The organism is Buttiauxella gaviniae, assembly GCF_040786275.1.
Classification (GTDB): domain Bacteria; phylum Pseudomonadota; class Gammaproteobacteria; order Enterobacterales; family Enterobacteriaceae; genus Buttiauxella; species Buttiauxella gaviniae_A.
Window position 1 is genome coordinate 1,294,819 of sequence record NZ_JBFMVT010000002.1, and the last position, 17,680, is coordinate 1,312,498.

At 51.9% G+C, this 17,680-nt stretch carries 14 protein-coding genes; 5 read left to right on the forward strand and 9 right to left on the reverse strand.

What is annotated here, in order from left to right; genetic code table 11:
- Window positions 1-110: 110 nt before the first annotated feature.
- Together AB1E22_RS06570 and AB1E22_RS06575 are read right to left on the reverse strand one after the other, a co-directional pair.
- Window positions 111-1,277, reverse strand: a complete 1,167-nt coding sequence (locus tag AB1E22_RS06570; RefSeq protein WP_367594621.1) for a M20 aminoacylase family protein — start codon at window positions 1,275-1,277, stop codon at window positions 111-113.
- Window positions 1,278-1,291: 14 nt separating this feature from the next.
- The gene (locus AB1E22_RS06575; RefSeq protein WP_367594622.1) at window positions 1,292-2,626 is read right to left on the reverse strand and encodes an MFS transporter; all 1,335 of its coding nucleotides are present in this window, start codon (window positions 2,624-2,626) and stop codon (window positions 1,292-1,294) included.
- 171 nt (window positions 2,627-2,797) lie between these two features.
- Between AB1E22_RS06575 and AB1E22_RS06580 the strand changes: the two genes are divergently transcribed.
- Window positions 2,798-3,733 carry a LysR family transcriptional regulator gene (locus AB1E22_RS06580; RefSeq protein ID WP_367594623.1) on the forward strand — a complete coding sequence of 312 codons (936 nt, stop codon included), beginning with the start codon at window positions 2,798-2,800 and terminating at the stop codon, window positions 3,731-3,733.
- Window positions 3,734-3,780: 47 nt separating this feature from the next.
- Here the strand turns inward: AB1E22_RS06580 and AB1E22_RS06585 are convergent, their stop codons facing one another.
- Together AB1E22_RS06585 and ascF are read right to left on the reverse strand one after the other, a co-directional pair.
- Window positions 3,781-5,211 carry a 6-phospho-beta-glucosidase gene (locus AB1E22_RS06585; protein WP_367594624.1) on the reverse strand — a complete coding sequence of 477 codons (1,431 nt, stop codon included), beginning with the start codon at window positions 5,209-5,211 and terminating at the stop codon, window positions 3,781-3,783.
- 17 nt (window positions 5,212-5,228) lie between these two features.
- On the reverse strand, window positions 5,229-6,680 hold the full coding sequence (gene ascF / locus AB1E22_RS06590; protein WP_367594625.1) for a PTS cellobiose/arbutin/salicin transporter subunit IIBC: 1,452 nt from the start codon (window positions 6,678-6,680) through the stop codon (window positions 5,229-5,231).
- Between the two features lie 310 nt (window positions 6,681-6,990).
- On the opposite strand from ascF, the gene AB1E22_RS06595 reads away from it, so the two are divergent.
- Window positions 6,991-8,010: a LacI family DNA-binding transcriptional regulator gene (locus AB1E22_RS06595; protein ID WP_367594626.1), complete on the forward strand. Its 1,020-nt coding sequence runs from the start codon at window positions 6,991-6,993 to the stop codon at window positions 8,008-8,010.
- Between the two features lie 149 nt (window positions 8,011-8,159).
- On the opposite strand, the gene AB1E22_RS06600 is transcribed toward AB1E22_RS06595, so the two are convergent.
- Both AB1E22_RS06600 and AB1E22_RS06605 read right to left on the reverse strand, forming a co-directional pair.
- Window positions 8,160-9,191: an NADP-dependent oxidoreductase gene (locus tag AB1E22_RS06600; protein WP_367594627.1), complete on the reverse strand. Its 1,032-nt coding sequence runs from the start codon at window positions 9,189-9,191 to the stop codon at window positions 8,160-8,162.
- 98 nt (window positions 9,192-9,289) lie between these two features.
- Window positions 9,290-10,810 carry a methyl-accepting chemotaxis protein gene (locus tag AB1E22_RS06605; protein ID WP_367594628.1) on the reverse strand — a complete coding sequence of 507 codons (1,521 nt, stop codon included), beginning with the start codon at window positions 10,808-10,810 and terminating at the stop codon, window positions 9,290-9,292.
- Between the two features lie 295 nt (window positions 10,811-11,105).
- Between AB1E22_RS06605 and proP the strand changes: the two genes are divergently transcribed.
- The 3 genes from proP to AB1E22_RS06620 all read left to right on the forward strand — a co-directional run bounded on the left by proP (window position 11,106) and on the right by AB1E22_RS06620 (window position 15,240).
- Window positions 11,106-12,611: a glycine betaine/L-proline transporter ProP gene (gene proP, locus AB1E22_RS06610; RefSeq protein ID WP_367594629.1), complete on the forward strand. Its 1,506-nt coding sequence runs from the start codon at window positions 11,106-11,108 to the stop codon at window positions 12,609-12,611.
- A 297-nt stretch (window positions 12,612-12,908) separates the two neighbouring features.
- Entirely contained in the window at window positions 12,909-14,300 is a 1,392-nt protein-coding gene (ygjG, locus tag AB1E22_RS06615; RefSeq protein WP_367594630.1) for a putrescine aminotransferase, read from the forward strand.
- A 115-nt stretch (window positions 14,301-14,415) separates the two neighbouring features.
- On the forward strand, window positions 14,416-15,240 hold the full coding sequence (locus AB1E22_RS06620; protein ID WP_367594631.1) for a benzoate transporter: 825 nt from the start codon (window positions 14,416-14,418) through the stop codon (window positions 15,238-15,240).
- 229 nt (window positions 15,241-15,469) lie between these two features.
- Here AB1E22_RS06620 and lsrG read toward each other — a convergent pair whose 3' ends face one another.
- Genes lsrG through lsrB form a run of 3 tightly spaced genes read right to left on the reverse strand, consistent with a single transcriptional unit; the run spans window position 15,470 to window position 17,679 of the window.
- Complete coding sequence (lsrG, locus tag AB1E22_RS06625) at window positions 15,470-15,763, reverse strand: (4S)-4-hydroxy-5-phosphonooxypentane-2,3-dione isomerase (RefSeq protein WP_367594632.1); 294 nt, start codon at window positions 15,761-15,763, stop codon at window positions 15,470-15,472.
- Entirely contained in the window at window positions 15,760-16,650 is an 891-nt protein-coding gene (gene lsrF, locus AB1E22_RS06630) for a 3-hydroxy-5-phosphonooxypentane-2,4-dione thiolase (protein WP_367594633.1), read from the reverse strand. Before lsrF ends, lsrG begins: the two co-directional genes overlap by 4 nt.
- Before the next feature lie 9 nt (window positions 16,651-16,659).
- Entirely contained in the window at window positions 16,660-17,679 is a 1,020-nt protein-coding gene (gene lsrB, locus AB1E22_RS06635) for an autoinducer 2 ABC transporter substrate-binding protein LsrB (RefSeq protein ID WP_367594634.1), read from the reverse strand.
- Between the last annotated feature and the right edge of the window lies 1 nt (window position 17,680).

The window sequence follows — 17,680 nt, forward strand, 5'->3', positions numbered from 1 at the left end:
CTACACACAGTTTCTTTAATTTTAGAAAATGTAGGGTTATTAGCCGTCAGTAGAAAGTTGTAATTTAGTAGCGCTCACGCAGCTTGCCGACGCCGCGTGAGCGTGGAAAATCAGCGTAAAAACGACTCGGTCAGTTTGGCCCAATAGGTCGCACCGCTTGAAATACAGGCGTCGTTAAACTGGTATAAAGGATGGTGAACGGAATAATCATTCTTTCCCGTTCCAATACCAAGCCACAGATAACAGCCCGGAACTTCCTCCAGCATGAAAGAGAAATCTTCGCTGCCCATCGCACTTTTCACCTGCGCAGGATCGGCAACGTTATCGGCTCCAAAAACATCACGCGCAATCTGCAACGCAAACTCGGTCTGCTGCGGATCGTTCACCGTCACCGGGTAGCCAAAATCCACCGCAATGGATACCTTCACGCCAAAACTTTCCGCCTGCGCGTGAACCAGCTTCTGAATGCGCTGTTTCACCACATCACGCACTTCTGATTTAAACGTTCGCATATTCAATTTCAGCACCGCGCTGTGCGGAATAATATTATGCGTCGTACCGCTTTGCAGGCTCCCCACCGTCACCACCGCGGAATCCTGAGGATCGACATTGCGCGAAACAATAGTTTGCAACGCCATGACGATCGACGCCCCGGCGACGGTAGGATCGATACAGTGCTCAGGCATCGATCCATGCCCGCCTTTGCCCTCAAGGGTGATCGTCATGCTATCCGACGAAGCCATTAATGCGCCGGGCTTGGTCGCGATCTCGCCAGCGGGCAGTAAGGGGAAATTATGCAGGCCAAACACCGCATCACACGGAAAGAGCTTAAATAACCCATCGTCGATCATGCGCTTTGCGCCGCCGATGGACTCTTCTGACGGCTGGAAAATCAGATGCAGCGTGCCATTAAACGGGCGATGCTCAGCCAGATAACGGGCGGCAGACAGCAAAATAGCGCAGTGCCCGTCATGCCCGCAGGCGTGCATTTTCCCTTCCACCACGCTTGCCCACGGCAGACCGGTTTGCTCCTGCATCGGCAGCGCGTCCATATCCGCGCGAATCCCCAGGCGCTTGCCGCCGTTCCCGACTTTCAACGTTCCCACCACACCGGTGCCGCCTAAGCCACGATGCACTTCATAGCCCCAGCCCGTCAGCAATTCAGCAATACGGTTGCTGGTGCGAAACTCCTCAAAACCTAACTCCGGGTGCTGATGAAAATCGCGACGAATAGCAATCATCTCTTCTTCGTTATCAAGAATTTCTTTAATAAGCATAGGGTTATTCCTTTTTATTCATCAGAGAAAGTTTTGTGCTCATGCCAGGCAAGCAGCGCTGCAAAAGTAACGATGGCGCAGAACATCAAATACCAGGCGGGCGCCATGGGTTGTCCGGTGACTTTTAACAGCCAGGTGACGATGAGCTGCGCGAAACCGCCAAATAGCGTCACGCCGATGGCATAGACCATCGCCATGCCCGAGGCACGCACCGCTTTTGGAAAGGCTTCGAGGATCAACAGGAAAAAGGCCGCCGCACTGATATTCGCCAGGATCTGATCCAACGCGATCAGCATCAGCGTCACGCCCACCGGCGCACCATGAAGAATGGAAGCGAAGATCGGCCAAATCAGCACAAACGACACCACCGCACAGGCAATAAGGATCGGTTTGCGTTGCGGAAGTTTATCCGCCAGTTTGCCGCCGAAATAAGGGATCACCAGCGTTAACCCCGCCGCCGTCAAACTCACCCACCATGAAGTGCTGGCAGGCATGTGCAGCGTGTTAACCATATACGCCGGCATGTAATAGATAATGATGTAGAACGTGGTAGTGGCTTTCATCACCAGCAAAATGCCGAGTAATAACGCACGGCGATGTTCACGCCATAACGTCAGCACCGGATTTACAGCGGCAACGGTCGGCTCCACGGCATGGGTTTCAGCCAGTTGCCTGCGGATGTACAAACCGATCGGCATAATCGCCAGGCCGACAATAAACGGAATGCGCCAGCCCCAGTCGTAAAGCTGTTCTTCACTCAGCACATGGCTCAAACCCGCGCCCATTGCCGCACCAAACAGTGCCGCCCCGCCCTGGCTGGTCATCTGCCAACTTACGCGAGTGCCACGGCGAGATTTATCCCCCGCCTCCATCAGCCATGATGTCGCGGCCCCCACTTCGCCGCCCGCAGAAAACCCCTGCAACATACGTCCCGCCACCAGCACGATAGGGGCGAGAATGCCAACCTGATGATAAGTGGGCGCAAATGCCACCATCATCACTCCTAAAGACATCAGGCCAAGAATCAGCGTCATTGCCGCTTTACGCCCATGTTTATCGGCATAATTTCCGAGCACCATGCTGCCGAGCGGACGCATCACAAACCCCACGCCAAACGTCGCCACCGCCATCAGCAACGAGGTGTAATCATTGGAGCTTGGGAAAAACAGATGACCAATGATCACCGAGAAAAAACTGTAAACCGCAAAATCATAAATCTCGAGGCCATTGCCGAGAGTAACCGCCACCAACGACTTAAAATTGGCGCGCTCCGGGACCAACGGCGCATCATACGGAAGCGAGGCTGATACCTCCGCCTCCCCCTGGGCATAACTGACACGCTGTTTCATGCTCACGTCCTTTTTTTGTTACTCAGATGTAAACAAACTGGAATGGATTTAACTATCTGCATAAAAAAAGAACATTACAATCATAAAAATTAGTTATGCCTTTGGTTATCTTATTTGTATTGTGAGAGAGCAATTTTTGCACCACGGTAGCTATGCAGGCGGGACGGAAAATTGAAAATCAAACTAAATCAGTTAGATATTTTGTTGGAAGTGGCGGCGCAGGGCAGTATTGGCAAAGCGGCAAAAGCGTTACACCTCACCCAACCGGCCATTTCCAAAACCATTCAGGAGATGGAAGCGGAAATCGGCATGCCGATTCTGCAACGCTCATCACGCGGCGTAACGCTAAATGAGTACGGGCAAGTTTTGCTGCGCCACGCCCGCGACATCGACCGTTCGCTGCATCAGGCGCGAGACGAAATCGACAGCCTGCTCGGCAAAGCGATGCGCCAGTTACGGGTAGGGTTTACCTCCGCCGCCTCTTACGGGCCCTTTACCCAGACGCTCATTCAGTTTCAGACACGCTACCCCGGCGTAAAACTCATTATTATGGAAGGCCGACCGCAGCAAATTCATCATGCGCTGGAAAATCAACGGCTGGATATCGCGGTGATTACCACGGCAAGCAATACCGAGCAAAATGGCATGTACTGCGAGACGCTCTACGCCCTGAGCAACACGATAATCGCCGGAAATCACCACCCCGTGACGCACACCACATCCCTGAAAAACCTGCTGAATTACCCGTGGCTGGATTGGGATGAGCCCGGAGAGCACTCGATTCTGAGGCAAGTTTTCCGCCGCTATAACCTGCCGCTGCCACAAAATGTGGTTCACTGTTCATCGCCGTGGATTATGGCGCGCATGATGGAGCAATCTGAAATGGTCAGTATGTGGACATCGGTTCGCCTGCGCTTTCCTGGCTACAGCCCACACCTGCGCCCGCTGGTGCTGCGCGAAGTGCTCCCGGCCAGCAGCATCTGCATTTTGTGCCCAAATATCGCCCGCCTTTCGACGGCAGGAAATACCTTTATGGAAATGCTGAGGATTAACACGCGCGACTGGCTGCAGGATAGCGATGCGGTTGAGATGGTAGTGCGGGTATAAAGAATTATCGCGGCCCGGCAAATAACCCGGGCCGCAAAACAGACGTGTTAGCTTAAATCAGCCCCGTTGCTGGCAATCACTTTCTTATACCACCAGAACGATTTTTTACGCGTGCGGGAGAGCGTACCGTTGCCCTGGTCATCGCGGTCAACATAAACAAAGCCATAGCGTTTGCTCATCTCACCGGTTGAGGCTGAAACCAAATCGATACAGCCCCATGAGGTGTAGCCGATAACCGGAATCCCGTCGTCAATCGCATCGCCCATCGCTTTAATATGCTCGCGCAAATAGCTGATGCGGTAATCGTCATTGATTTCGCCGTGCTCGTTGATAACGTCTTTCGCCCCGAGCCCGTTCTCCACCAGGAACAGCGGCTTCTGGTAGCGGTCATACATCATATTCATGGTGATGCGCAGGCCGAGCGGGTCAATGCCCCATCCCCATTCGCTTGCTTCGATGTGTGGATTTTTCAGCGATTTCACGATGTTTGCCGCATTACTGTTTTGGTCGTTCATATCTGCGGACGCACAGCGCGAGGCGTAATAACTGAACGAGACGAAATCAACCGTGTCTTTAAGTATCTCTTCATCGCCCGGCTGCACTTCAAGCTCAAAGCCCTTTTCGCGGAACAGACGTTTGGCATACGCCGGATAAGCCCCACGCGCCTGAACATCAATAAAGAACAGATTCTCACGATCTTTTTCCAGTGCCGCCCAGACATCTTCAGGCTTACAGGAGTACGGGTAGAAATTGCCCCCCGCCAACATGCAACCGACCTGATTATTCGGGTTCACTTCGTGGGCAATTTTGGTCGCCAGCGCGCTCGCCAGCAATTCATGGTGCGTCGCCTGGTATTTTACCTGCTCTTTATTATCGCCCGCTTCAAAGACCAGGCCTGCACCGGAGTACGGGCTGTGCAGCAAAATATTGATTTCGTTAAAGGTCAGCCAGTATTTCACCAGCCCGTCGAACGCTTCAAAACAGGTACGCGCATAGCGGGTGAAAAACTCCACCATTTTGCGGTTACGCCATGAACCGTACTCTTTCACCAGATGCATCGGCACATCAAAGTGGCACAGCGTCACCAGCGGTTCGATACCGTACTTTTTGCATTCTGCAAACATGTCGCGATAAAACGCGATGCCTTCCGCGTTCGGCGTTAATTCATCGCCATTCGGATAAATACGACTCCAGGCAATCGAGGTGCGGAATACCGTAAAGCCCATTTCCGCCATTAACGCGATGTCTTCTTTATAGCGATGATAGAAATCGATCCCGACGTGGCTTGGGTAAAATTCATCATCACGTAAGCTAAAGCGTTTTTCGATACCCAGTTTTACCGATAAACGGTCTTTGCCGTGGGGGATCGTATCAACCGTGGTGAGCCCTTTACCGCCTTCAAGATAGGCGCCTTCAGCCTGGTTCGCCGCTATCGCACCGCCCCATAAAAAACCATCAGGAAAAATTGATGCAGTCATGAGATTCCTCTTCTAAATTAGTTAGCGTTCACAGCTTGCTGCGGAGCAACAACGGCCTCTGGTTTCTTCTCATTCCCCTCTTCAACCGGAATATCTTCAAAGCCCAGCAGTAAGGTCAGGAAGAAAGAGAGCATCACGGCCAGAATCATCACGCCAAATACCCAAACGATGGTCATAGGATTGGCGGGGTCAAAGAACTGCACGCTGGTAAACAAACCTGGCGATGCCATCGAATGGCTGGCAAGCCCGCCAATGCCTGCGACCGCGCCGCAGATAAAACCGCTTATCAAGGCCGCAATCAGCGGGCGTTTGAGGCGCACCGCCACACCATAAAGTGCGGGTTCAGAAATTCCGGCCACAATCGCAGAAGCCGCCGCAGCTAATGCAGTCTGGCGCAGTTCAGGGTTTTTCGTTTTCCATGCCACAGCTAAAGATGAACCACCCAGCGACAGGTTGGCACCAATTTCCGATGGCATAACCATGCCCTCTTTACCCGTTTCGGCAATGGTTTGAATGATAGACGGAGTGAATACACGGTGCATGCCGGTCATCACCAGTAACGGCCACAGCGCGCCCATAATCGCGACGGACAACCAGCCCAGATAGTGGTGAATGGTATAAACCAGAGATGAAATCCCAGTACCGATCCAGATACCCAGCGGGCCAATCAGCATGATGGCAATCGGGGCGGAGATCAGCACAATCAACATCGGTTTCAGGAAGTTTTTAGTTACTGCCGGCGTGATACGGTCCACCCATCTTTCGATGTAAGACAGCAACCACGTCATACACAGCGCGGGGATAACGGTGTAAGTGTATTTCACGGCCGTCACGGTCATCCCCATAAATTCAACATGTTGGCCCTGCGCGGCTTTTGCCATCAGGTCAATGAAGTTCGGGTGAACCAATACGCCAGCAATGGCTATCGCCAGCGACATATTGGTTTTGAATTTCACCGCCGCTGAGGCTGCAACCATCACCGGCAGGAAGAAGAATGCGCCATCGCCAATCACATTGAGAATAATTAACGTGGAAGAGCCTTTCTCAAAGATTCCGGTCATATCCAGAATCATCGCCAGCAGCTTCACCATCGAGCCGCCGATAATCGCCGGAATCAACGGTGACATGGTGCCAATCAGCGCATCCAGAATCCCGGCACCAATACGTTTTAGCGTGATTTTATTTTTACCTGAGGCGGGCGCCACAGGCTGCATACCATCCGGCAACAGCTTCAACACTTCCGCATACGCCTGAGAAACGGTGTTACCGATAATCACCTGGCACTGATTTTCGCTGCGAACCACACCCAGCACACCGTCGATAGTTTTGAGCTTCGCGGTATCCACAACGCTGTCGTCATTTAACACGAACCGCAAACGTGTCATGCAGTGTGTCACCGCTCCCACGTTGCCCGCCCCACCAATTGCGTCGACTATCGACCGGGATACTGCCGCATAATTCTTAGCCATGAGCTATCACTCTCTTGTAATGACACACGCTGTATCAAGCTTGCGTTTATTTTTCAAATTCATGCAGTTATGAACAATTTCTCCCGGTAACACCGCGTCGACATGTAGGGGTCTGAGAAATAGGTAACCGGTTCCACATTAGATTGACCATGCAAAACCAACAGATCAAACACTAATTTTACATTATGTTAATTTTGTGATGACGATCGCCATAAGCGCGGCATGCACCCAGTGTGCAAACCTTTCGCGCAGTATTTTGTCGCCGTGGAATGTGTAAAATGGGCGCATTCAAGAAAGCCAGGAAGCTCCCATGTCGACAATGCTAGAAGTGGCAAAAAAAGCCGGTGTCTCAAAAGCCACCGTTTCACGCGTTTTATCCGGCAAGGGATACGTTAGCGAAGCCACGAAACAGCAGGTCTATAAAGCCATTGAAGACGCCGGGTATCGGCCAAATTTACTGGCGCGTAATTTGGCCTCTAACAAATCAGAATGTATTGGCTTAGTCGTTACCAACACGCTTTATAACGGCAGCTACTTTAGTGAAATACTTTCTCAGGCGGCGAAGAAATTAGAAGACAATGGCCGTCAACTTATTCTGGTGGATGGTAAACACAGCGCCCAGGAAGAGCGGGAAGCGATCCAATTTTTGCTCGATTTACGTTGTGATGCGGTAATTATTTATCCGCGATTTTTGACCATTGATGAAATGGACGAGATTATTGAAAGGCATAAACAGCCGATCATGGTCGTGAACCGTAAATTAAGAAAACATCAAAGCCACTGTATTTGTTGCGACCATAAAGGCTCGAGTTTTCTGGCAACAAAATATCTTATCGACCGCGGTCATCGTGATATCGCCTTTATTACCGGCTCGATGGATTCCCCGACGGCAGTCGAACGCTTATCTGGATATAAAGAGGCGTTAAATCAATACGATATTGGCATTAATGAAAACCTGATTGTGCTAGGAAAATGGACACCAGCCAGCGGCGTTGCCGCCGTTGAGGCATTGCTTTCACACAAAGAAAAGATCAGCGCAATCCTCGCCAGTAATGACGAAATGGCAATTGGCGCAATGAAAAAATTAAATGATGAAGGGATCTCCGTCCCCAGTAAAATATCGATTATTGGCTTCGATAATATCCCTGTTGCCCCTTATCTTTCACCGGCATTATCCAGCGTTAAAGACCCGGTAAGCAGTATGATTAGCGAAGTGATCAACCGTTTAATATCGATGCTGGACGGCGGCTATTTATCGAAAGAGAATATATTTACCTCTGAATTACAGGCAAGAAATTCAGTGGTTGATGGGCCTTTTGCCGTTAAATAATATTGGGTGGATGTCGCTTATCCACCCTACAAACCAGATGTAGGTCGGGTAAGCGCTAGCCCCACCCGCAGCCGGATTCGCCCACTACCGCCAGCGTTTGATGTAGGTCGGGTAAGCGCTAGCGCCACCCGACAAAATCATCCCGATATTTAATCAGCCACTTTCACAATCAGCTTGCCAAAATTCTTGCCGACCAACAAACCACGGAACGCTTCCACACTTTTTTCCAGGCCATCGACAATATCTTCGCGGAACTGGATTTTCCCTTCTGCCAGCCACTGGCTCATTTGCTTAAAGAATGCCGGATAACTATCGCTATAATCCTGCGAAATAATAAACCCTTGAACACGCAGACGTTTCTTCAGGATAGTCCCCATCAGCAGCGGTAAACGGTCGTGCTCAAAGGAGCTGTTCATGCCGTTGTACTGGCTGATAACGCCGCACACCGGAACGCGAGCTTTGGTATTGAGCAGAGGCAACACGGCATCAAACACCGCCCCACCCACATTTTCAAAATAGACATCAATCCCGTTACCGCAGGCGGCTTTTAACTGCTCCGCAAAATCCGGGGCTTTGTGATCGATACAGGCGTCAAATTTCAGGGTTTCAGTTACATAGCGGCATTTCTCCGCTCCGCCCGCGATACCCACAACTTTCGCACCGAGCAGTTTCGCCACCTGGCCCACCACCGACCCCACAGCGCCGCTGGCTGCCGCCACTACCACCGTTTCGCCCGGTTGCGGATTACCAATATCGGTCAACCCCATATAGCCGGTGAACCCCGGCATTCCCAGCAAACCGAGCGCATACGAAGGGTGCTGCATATTGGCATCCAGTTTCTGCAAACCTTCCCCATTTGACAGGTCGTAATCCTGCCAGCCGGTGTACGCCAGAACCAGATCTCCCGCTTTGTAATCGGCGTGTTCAGATTTCTCGACGCGGCACACGGTGCCAGCGCCAATTACATCCCCGATAGCCAGTCCAGGCGTGTAAGACTCCGCATCGTCCATACGCCCGCGCATATACGGGTCGAGAGATAAATAGAGCGTCCGTAGCAGCACCTGGCCCGCAGCAGGCTGCGGCACCGGCACCTCTTCCAGGCGGATATCTTGATCGGTCGGCATACCTTTTGGACGCTGCGCCAGCACAAAGCGGCGGTTAATTTGGGACGACTGACTCATAACGCTCTCCAAAGATTAGGGTCGTGAATAAACGTTCAATCTGTCCCAGACTAGCTAATAATTCGTCAGCATGGAGCGAAAAATGTGCCCTATAGAATTTAATGCAACACCGTTACCGCATCTTCCAGACGTGCCGCGCGATGTTTCACCATGGCAGACACTTCTGCACTTTCTTCGACTAACGCGGCATTTTTTTGCGTGATCGCATCCAGTTCGGCAACCGCGCGGGTTAAATCCGCTAGCCCTTCGGCCTGTTCCGAAGTGGCATGGCTGATTTGCCCGAGCAACTGTGTGACGTTTCGCACCTGCTCAACAATGTCATTCATGGTGCGCCCCGCCTCGTGAACCTGAACGGTACCGGACTGCACTTTGTTGGCGCTGGCATCGATAAGTTTGCGAATATCATTTGCCGCCGTCGCACTACGCTGCGCCAGGTTGCGCACCTCCCCGGCAACCACCGCAAATCCTTTGCCCTGCTCTCCCGCTCGCGCGGCTTCAACGGCGGCGTTAAGCGCCAGAATGTTGGTCTGGAAGGCAATGTCATTGATAAGGCTGGTAATCGAACCAATACGCTGAGTGCTATCGGCAATATCATCCATGGTGGTCACGACGGTTTCCATTGCCTTGCCGCCGTGGGCCGCGGCCTCGCTCGCCGAGCTGGAGAGCTTATCTGCTGCGGCGGCGGTTTCTGAGTTGTTCTGTACCGAAACCGCCATCTGGCTCATGGTGGTCACCGTTTGCTGCACGTTAACAACCGACTGGCGCGTCCGTTCATTCAGCTCCACATTGCCCTGCGCCAGCGTCTCGCTGCCGCTGCGTACATTTTCGACCTGATGGCTGACATCATGAATCAGCCAGCGACACATCAAACCGAGCTGGCCGATGGCGCGTAACGTCATACCGATTTCATCCGTCCGCGCCAAATGCTGCACGCGCTGTTGATTTCCCGTCGCCACTTCCAGCGCCTGACGCGCCACATTTTCCAGCGGGCGAGCGATTTGCCACTCCAGCAGACCACAGGCCAACACACTCGCAAGGCCGCTAATCAGCAGGGAAAGTACGCCGATCTCCAAAGCGGCAGAGGCCGCCATCATAAGCAAAAACACACCGCTCATGATCAGGCGGATACGGCTTCGCAGCGGTAACGCGGGTAATTTTCCCGGCCAGCCTTTACGCAGCACCAGCCCTTTAAACAAACGGCGTTTGCAGCGCTCCTCTTTAAGTGCCTTATAGAGCGGCTCGACGGAAGCAATCTCTTCCTGCGTCGCTTTAGTACGAATCGACATATATCCGGTCGTTTTCCCGTTGCGCACCACCGGCACGACGTTTGCCCGCACCCAATAGTGGTCCCCGTTTTTACGCTGATTTTTAACAATACCGGTCCACGGCTCGCCCTTTTTCAGGGTGTACCACATATCCGCGAAGGCAGCTTTTGGCATATCAGGATGGCGCACGAGGTTGTGGGGTTGGCCGGTAAGTTCGTGAAGTTGGTAACCACTTACTTTCACGAATGCATCATTCGCATGGGTAATGATGCTCTTTAAATCGGTGGTGGACATCAATGTCGTATCGTCGTCGAGCAGGTATTCATGCTGTGTAGCAGCCGCGCGCGCAGTCATAGCAACTCCCTTGGCAGGTTATCCGATTGTTAATATTTTTAGTTGTATTGTTATTTCGGCGCTGCAAAGATTTACTTTAGCGGTTAAACTTGATCGCGATCACAGTTTATTAACGAAGCCATATTTTTTATAATGATTTAAGGCGCAAGCCACATTTACCAATACTTTCATGAAGTTATTAATGAAAACAGCATAGTGACGCTAAGTGCTGGAGTTTTAACCTTCAAGATATAAACCGCACACTACAATGAATTGGGAGACCATTTCGCTCCCGCAAGGAATAAAGAGGAAAATAATGCTAAAAAGGAAAAAGAAAGTCAGACCTATCAAGGTCAGTGACGTAACCATCATTGATGACAGCCGCCTTAAAAAGGCTATCACCGCCGCTTCACTCGGCAACGCAATGGAATGGTTTGATTTCGGCGTATATGGCTTTGTTGCCTACGCTCTCGGTAAGGTCTTCTTCCCGGATGCCAGCCCAAGCGTGCAGATGATTGCCGCGCTAGGGACCTTCTCCGTTCCCTTCCTAATTCGCCCATTAGGCGGCCTGTTCTTCGGCATGCTGGGTGATAAGTACGGGCGTCAGAAGATCCTTTCCATCACCATCATCATTATGTCATTGAGTACCTTCTGTATTGGCCTGATCCCGTCATACGCGACGATAGGTATCTGGGCGCCAATCCTGTTGTTACTTGCGAAAATGGCGCAAGGGTTCTCAGTGGGTGGTGAATACACCGGGGCTTCCATCTTTGTGGCGGAATACTCCCCGGACCGTAAACGCGGCTTTATGGGTAGCTGGCTCGACTTTGGTTCGATTGCCGGGTTCGTCAGCGGCGCGGGCGTTGTGGTGCTGATTACCGCTATCGTCGGTGAAGCTAACTTCCTTGATTGGGGCTGGCGTTTGCCGTTCTTCCTGGCGCTTCCTTTAGGGATTATCGGCCTGTATCTGCGCCACGCGCTTGAAGAGACACCGGCGTTCCAGCAGCACGTTGAAAAACTTGAGCAAGGCGATAAAGAAGGCCTGAGCGACGGGCCAAAAGTCTCCTTTAAAGAGATTGCGACCAAGCACTGGCGCAGCCTGCTGACCTGTATCGGGATCGTTATCTCCACCAACGTGACCTACTACATGTTGCTCACGTACATGCCGAGCTACCTGTCGCACAACCTGCACTATTCCGAAGAACATGGCGTGTTAATCATCATCGCTATCATGATCGGGATGCTGTTTGTGCAGCCGGTGATTGGCCTGTTGAGCGACCGCTATGGCCGCCGTCCGTTTATTCTTTGCGGGAGCATCGCGTTACTGATTCTGGCGATCCCAGCCTTTATCCTGATTAACAGTAATGTGCTGGGGCTGATATTTGCCGGGCTGCTGATACTGGCGGTGATTTTGAACTCCTTCACCGGGGTGATGGCATCTACGCTCCCGGCCATGTTCCCGACGCACATCCGTTACAGCGCGCTCGCCAGCGCCTTTAATATCTCCGTGCTGGTTGCCGGTGTCACACCAACGGTTGCCGCGTGGCTCGTCGAGACTACCGAAAACCTGATGATGCCTGCTTATTATCTGATGGTGGTTGCGGTCATCGGCCTGATTACCGGCCTGACGATGAAAGAGACGGCGAATAAACCGCTGAAAGGCGCCACGCCTGCCGCGTCGGATATTGCCGAAGCGCGCGAAATCGTCCAGGAACACCACGATAATATCGAGCAGAAAATCGAAGATTTAGATCGTGAAATCGAAGAGTTACAGGCGAAACGTACCAATCTGGTACAGCAGCATCCGCGCATTAACGAGTAACGTCTCTCAGTGATAACAACGCCGGGCTATATCCCCGGCGTTTTTTATTTAACGGCCATTTGCCCCATTAAGTAGCACGACGCATGGTTATGGTGCAATAAAACCAGATATCTCCCAGAAAATCCGCCTCGCTCCAGCATATTTAGCCGCAAAATGTCTCTCTGTGTGACTAATTATTACGCAATTTGCATTCCGTCAGATCGTTTATCCTGATTTTGTTTAGGGGAAGCGAAGTGGCGTATTCCCTGCAATACTTATTTTGTGTATCGCGTGATACGTCCCTCCCAGGAGCACATTTTGAACAGGTTACCCACTAGCGCTTCGGCTCTTGCCTGCACAGCGCACGCTCTTAACATCATCGAAAAGAAGTCACTTAGCCATGAGGAGATGAAGGCGTTAAACCGGGAAGTGATTGAAAACTTCCAACAGCATGTGAATCCGGGTTTTCTTGAGTATCGCAAATCAGTGACCGCCGGCGGGGATTACGGAGCCGTAGAGTGGCAAGCGAGCAGTCTGAATACGCTTGTCGACACCCAGGGTAAGGAATATTTGGATTGTCTGGGTGGGTTCGGCATTTTTAACGTGGGGCACCGTAATCCAACAGTGGTATCCGCCGTACAGCATCAGCTCGAAAAACAACCCCTGCACAGTCAGGAGCTTCTCGACCCTCTACGGGCGATGCTAGCCAAAACGCTTGCGACTCTTACACCTGGTAAACTCAAATACAGTTTCTTTAGCAACAGCGGTACAGAATCGGTTGAAGCGGCGATTAAGCTCGCAAAAGCGTATCAATCCCCGCGCGGGAAATTTACCTTTATCGCCGCCAGCGGCGCGTTCCATGGCAAATCTCTCGGGGCATTATCCGCCACAGCAAAATCGGCATTTCGTAAGCCGTTTATGCCTCTACTGCCGGGCTTCAGGCATGTGCCGTTTGGGAATATCGACGCGTTACGCACCATGCTCAGTGAATGTCGCAAAACGGGCGATGATGTCGCAGCCGTGATCCTGGAGCCTATTCAGGGTGAAGGCGGTGTGATCATCCCACCATTGGGATATTTACCCGCGGTTCGTCAGCTTTGTGATGAATTTGGTGCGCTACTGATTTTCGATGAAGTGCAAACCGGTATGGGGCGTACGGGCAAAATGTTTGCCTGCGAACACGAAAACGTACAGCCTGATATTTTATGCCTCGCCAAAGCACTCGGCGGCGGCGTAATGCCGATTGGCGCAACCGTTGCGACAGAAGAAGTGTTCTCTGTGCTGTTTGATAATCCTTTCCTGCACACCACCACTTTTGGCGGCAACCCGCTGGCCTGTGCGGCAGCGCTCGCAACCATCCATGTTCTGCTTGAGCAAAATCTTCCCGCTCAGGCCGCGCAAAAAGGGCAGCTTTTGGTGGACGGATTCCAGGCGCTGAAACGCGAGTTCCCGGACCTGGTGGTTGATGCCCGAGGCCAGGGATTGCTGATTGCTATTGAGTTTAGCGACAACGAAACGGGCTATAACTTTGCAAGTGAAATGTTCCGCCAGCAGGTGCTGGTCGCCGGGACGCTCAATAACTCGAAAACAATTCGGGTTGAGCCACCGCTGACGATCACTCTTGAGCAGTGTGAACATGTGCTGAGCTGTGCAAGGAAGGCATTAAAATCGGTTTATACCAGCAGCACTAAATCTGAATTAGTGTTATGACCCTCCTATCCCCCGGAATATCATTCCGGGGGATATAATAAGCCTGCTCATTTTTTTACCCTTCAGAACACTTTATACTGGTTCCCTTACTTATTTTTAACGCTGGTTTCCCTTCATGATCTACGACTGCTTCCTCTATTACGATGAAGATATGCTGCTCGACATACGCTTAAACGTTCTCAATGATTATGTTGATAAGTTTGTGATTGTTGAATCTACGCATTCTTTTACGGGTTTGCCGGTCGAGCTGCATTTCGATATTAATAAATATCAAAAATTCAAAGATAAGATCATTTACGTGGTGTTCGATGAACCGCCTGTTGAAGACAGTTGGACGAACGAAGCGCGCACACGCAATGCGATCATGAGAGGCCTTAAAGACGCTAAAGATGATGATATTATTATTGTTTCGGATGTTGACGAATTAATTCATCCAGATGCCATTGCGCAGCATAAGCCTCATTATTTGTGTTCTGTATTGCATCAAACTTTTTACAATTATCAGTTTAATCTGCAAGTGTTTAATGATGATGGAAGGCCACGTATTTGCCCTGCGCCGCGCATCACCAGTTATAAAAACTTAAAAAACTTCTTTTTGGGCGAGCCAGAAACATTGCGAAATTTAAAACGCTCCGTTTTACATAAGCAATGGTTTAAATGGAATTATCTCAAATTCAGAACGCAAAAAATTAAAAATGGCGGCTGGCACTTTTCCTGGATAATGACGGCTGAGCGCATCTCCGAAAAAATGTCCGCCATTTCGCATACGGAATACGACACGCCGGAGCTGAATAACCAGGAGCATATCAAGAATGCCATTGAGAATGGGCTTGATATCTGGGCGCGTGAACGAAACCTGCAAGTGGTCAGTTTGCAGGACGGGGATTTTCCGGCGTACCTGAAGGAAAATGCGCATAAATTTGCTGAGTTTATTCGCTAAGGTTTAAAACCATCTTCAGCTAAACCCTCTCCAAGGATGTCTCTCATACAGATCTCACTCAGGTATTCGGCAAGAACCGGTTCGGACCCCACCCCAGCCCTCCCCTTTCCAGGGGAGGGAGTTTAGCTCCTCCACCTGCAAGGGGGACTTTTACTCCTCCCCCTGGCAAGGGGGAGGCTGGGAGGGGGTCATTTGTTCCCGACACTGGCAGAGCCAATATCACCACCACTTAACCCGGCAACAACCCCACAAAACTCCGCTTCTTACGCGGCTCCGACATCATTCCATCCAGCTTCTCTACGCACGCCAGATAGTGCGCCGTTTGCTTGTGCGCCAGCACCGCGTCCTCATTCTGGTAGGCTTCATAGATAAAAAACCGCGTCGGCACATCCGGGTCTTGCAGCACGTCAAAACGCAGATTTCCCGGCTCTTTAACCGACCCTTCGTGATTGGCGCGGAACACATCCATAAACTCATCAACCCGCTCCGGTTTGATATTAATTTCCACCAGCGTCACATTCATGCTTTGCCTCCCTGATGCTTTTCATCCAGCCAGAACTGGTACGCCTCGCGGGCGGAAAGATTCTCGTGCACCACCTTTTTCACCGCTTTTAACATGGCGAGGGGCGCGTCAGACTGGAAGATATTGCGCCCCATATCCACGCCGCTTGCGCCCTGGTCGATCGCTCTGAAGCACATCTCCAGCGCCTCTTGTTCAGGCAACTTTTTGCCACCGGCGATAACAATCGGCACCGGGCAACTGGCAGCCACTTTTTCAAAACCCTCTTCGACAAAATAGGTCTTCACAAACTGCGCGCCAATTTCTGCGGCGATGCGGCTGGCGAGGGAAAAGTAGCGTGCATCACGCGTCATCTCTTTGCCCACGCCCGTTACGGCAAGGGTTGGGATCCCGTAGCGCGTCCCTTCATCCACCAGTTTGATAATGTTGTTGATCGACTGATGCTCATATTCGCTGCCGATATAAATCTGCGCCGCCACCGCACAGGCGTTGAGCCGCAGCGCATCTTCCATCGTCACCGCCACACTTTCCCGCGATAGTTCGCTGAGAATGGAGTTGCCGCCAGAAGCCCTAAGCACCACGGGTTTGTTGGTGGCGGGCGGCACTACGCTGCGCAAAATACCGCGGGTGCACATCAGCACATCGGTTTCCTGAAACAGCGGGGCGATGGAGAGATCAATACGCTCAAGCCCGGTAGTCGGCCCCTGAAAATAGCCGTGATCGAACGCCAGCATCACGGTGCGCCCGGTGTCGGGGTTAAAGATCCGCGCCAGCCGCGACTGCATGCCCCAGTCCAGCGCCCCACTCCCCTTCAGGTAAAAGGCTTTGTTCTCCTGTGGGCGGCCAATGCCGTAATCTTTGCCGTCTCTGATATCGTCAAGATCTGCCATTTTTCCCCCTCAGAAATCGTATTTGCCGATGTTGTCTTTGGTGAACACTACGCGCTCCGGCAGCAGTACAATGCCGTTGCCTTTGGCTTCATACTGGTAGCCCTGCACGCTGTTTGGTTCGACTTTCAGGGTGCCAATTTTCGCCACGTCGATAGTGTCTCCGACATTAAGATCGCCCTTTTTCAGTAGCGTATTTGCGACGTTGACCGCAATTTCCCCCTGCTGCACCACGTCCCACAGGCCAAAGGCTTTTACCGTTCCGCGTTCAACATACGGGCGCATCACGTTTGGCGTGCTGAAACCGACGATCGCCACATTGGTGCGTTTCAGGTTTTCCGCCGCCTGGGCTGCGGCTGGCAATGCGTTGGCATCCGGCGCGATGATCGCATCCAGATCCGGATAGGCTTTTAAGATCCCTTCTGCGGTTTGCAGGGATTTAGTCGCATCGTTATAACCAAACTGCGTGGTGACGATCTCCCACTGCGGATGATCTTTGGCAATCTTCGCTTTCGCCTCTTTCACCCACTGGTTTTGATCCGTCACGGTAGGGCTTGAGTAGAAGAACGCCACTTTAGCGGCAGGTTTGGTGACCTGTTTAGCCGCCATGTCTACCAGCATGCCGCCGAGCTGCTGCGGCGTACCCTGGTTGATGTAAATGCTGCGGCATTCCGGTTTGGTGTCGGAATCCCACGTCAGGACTTTCACCCCGCGCTGCATGGCGCGTTTTAGCGCAGGGCACAGGCCATCCGGCGACACGGCTGAGACAATAATCGCGTTATAGCCCTGATTGACGAAGTTGTTAATGAGCTGCACCTGGCCGGAAACGCTCGGCTCGGTTGGGCCGTCGTAGGTCACCGGCACGCCGAGATCTTTACCCGCCTGCATCGCTCCGTTGCCGCCGCTGGTAAAGAAGCCCACGCCAACCAGCTTCGGAATAAAAGCAATCCTGTCGGCGGCTTGCGCGCTAACCACGCCAAAGGCCAGAGCGAGCGCACTGAGTTGCAGAGCGCGTTTTGTTGTCTGCTTCATA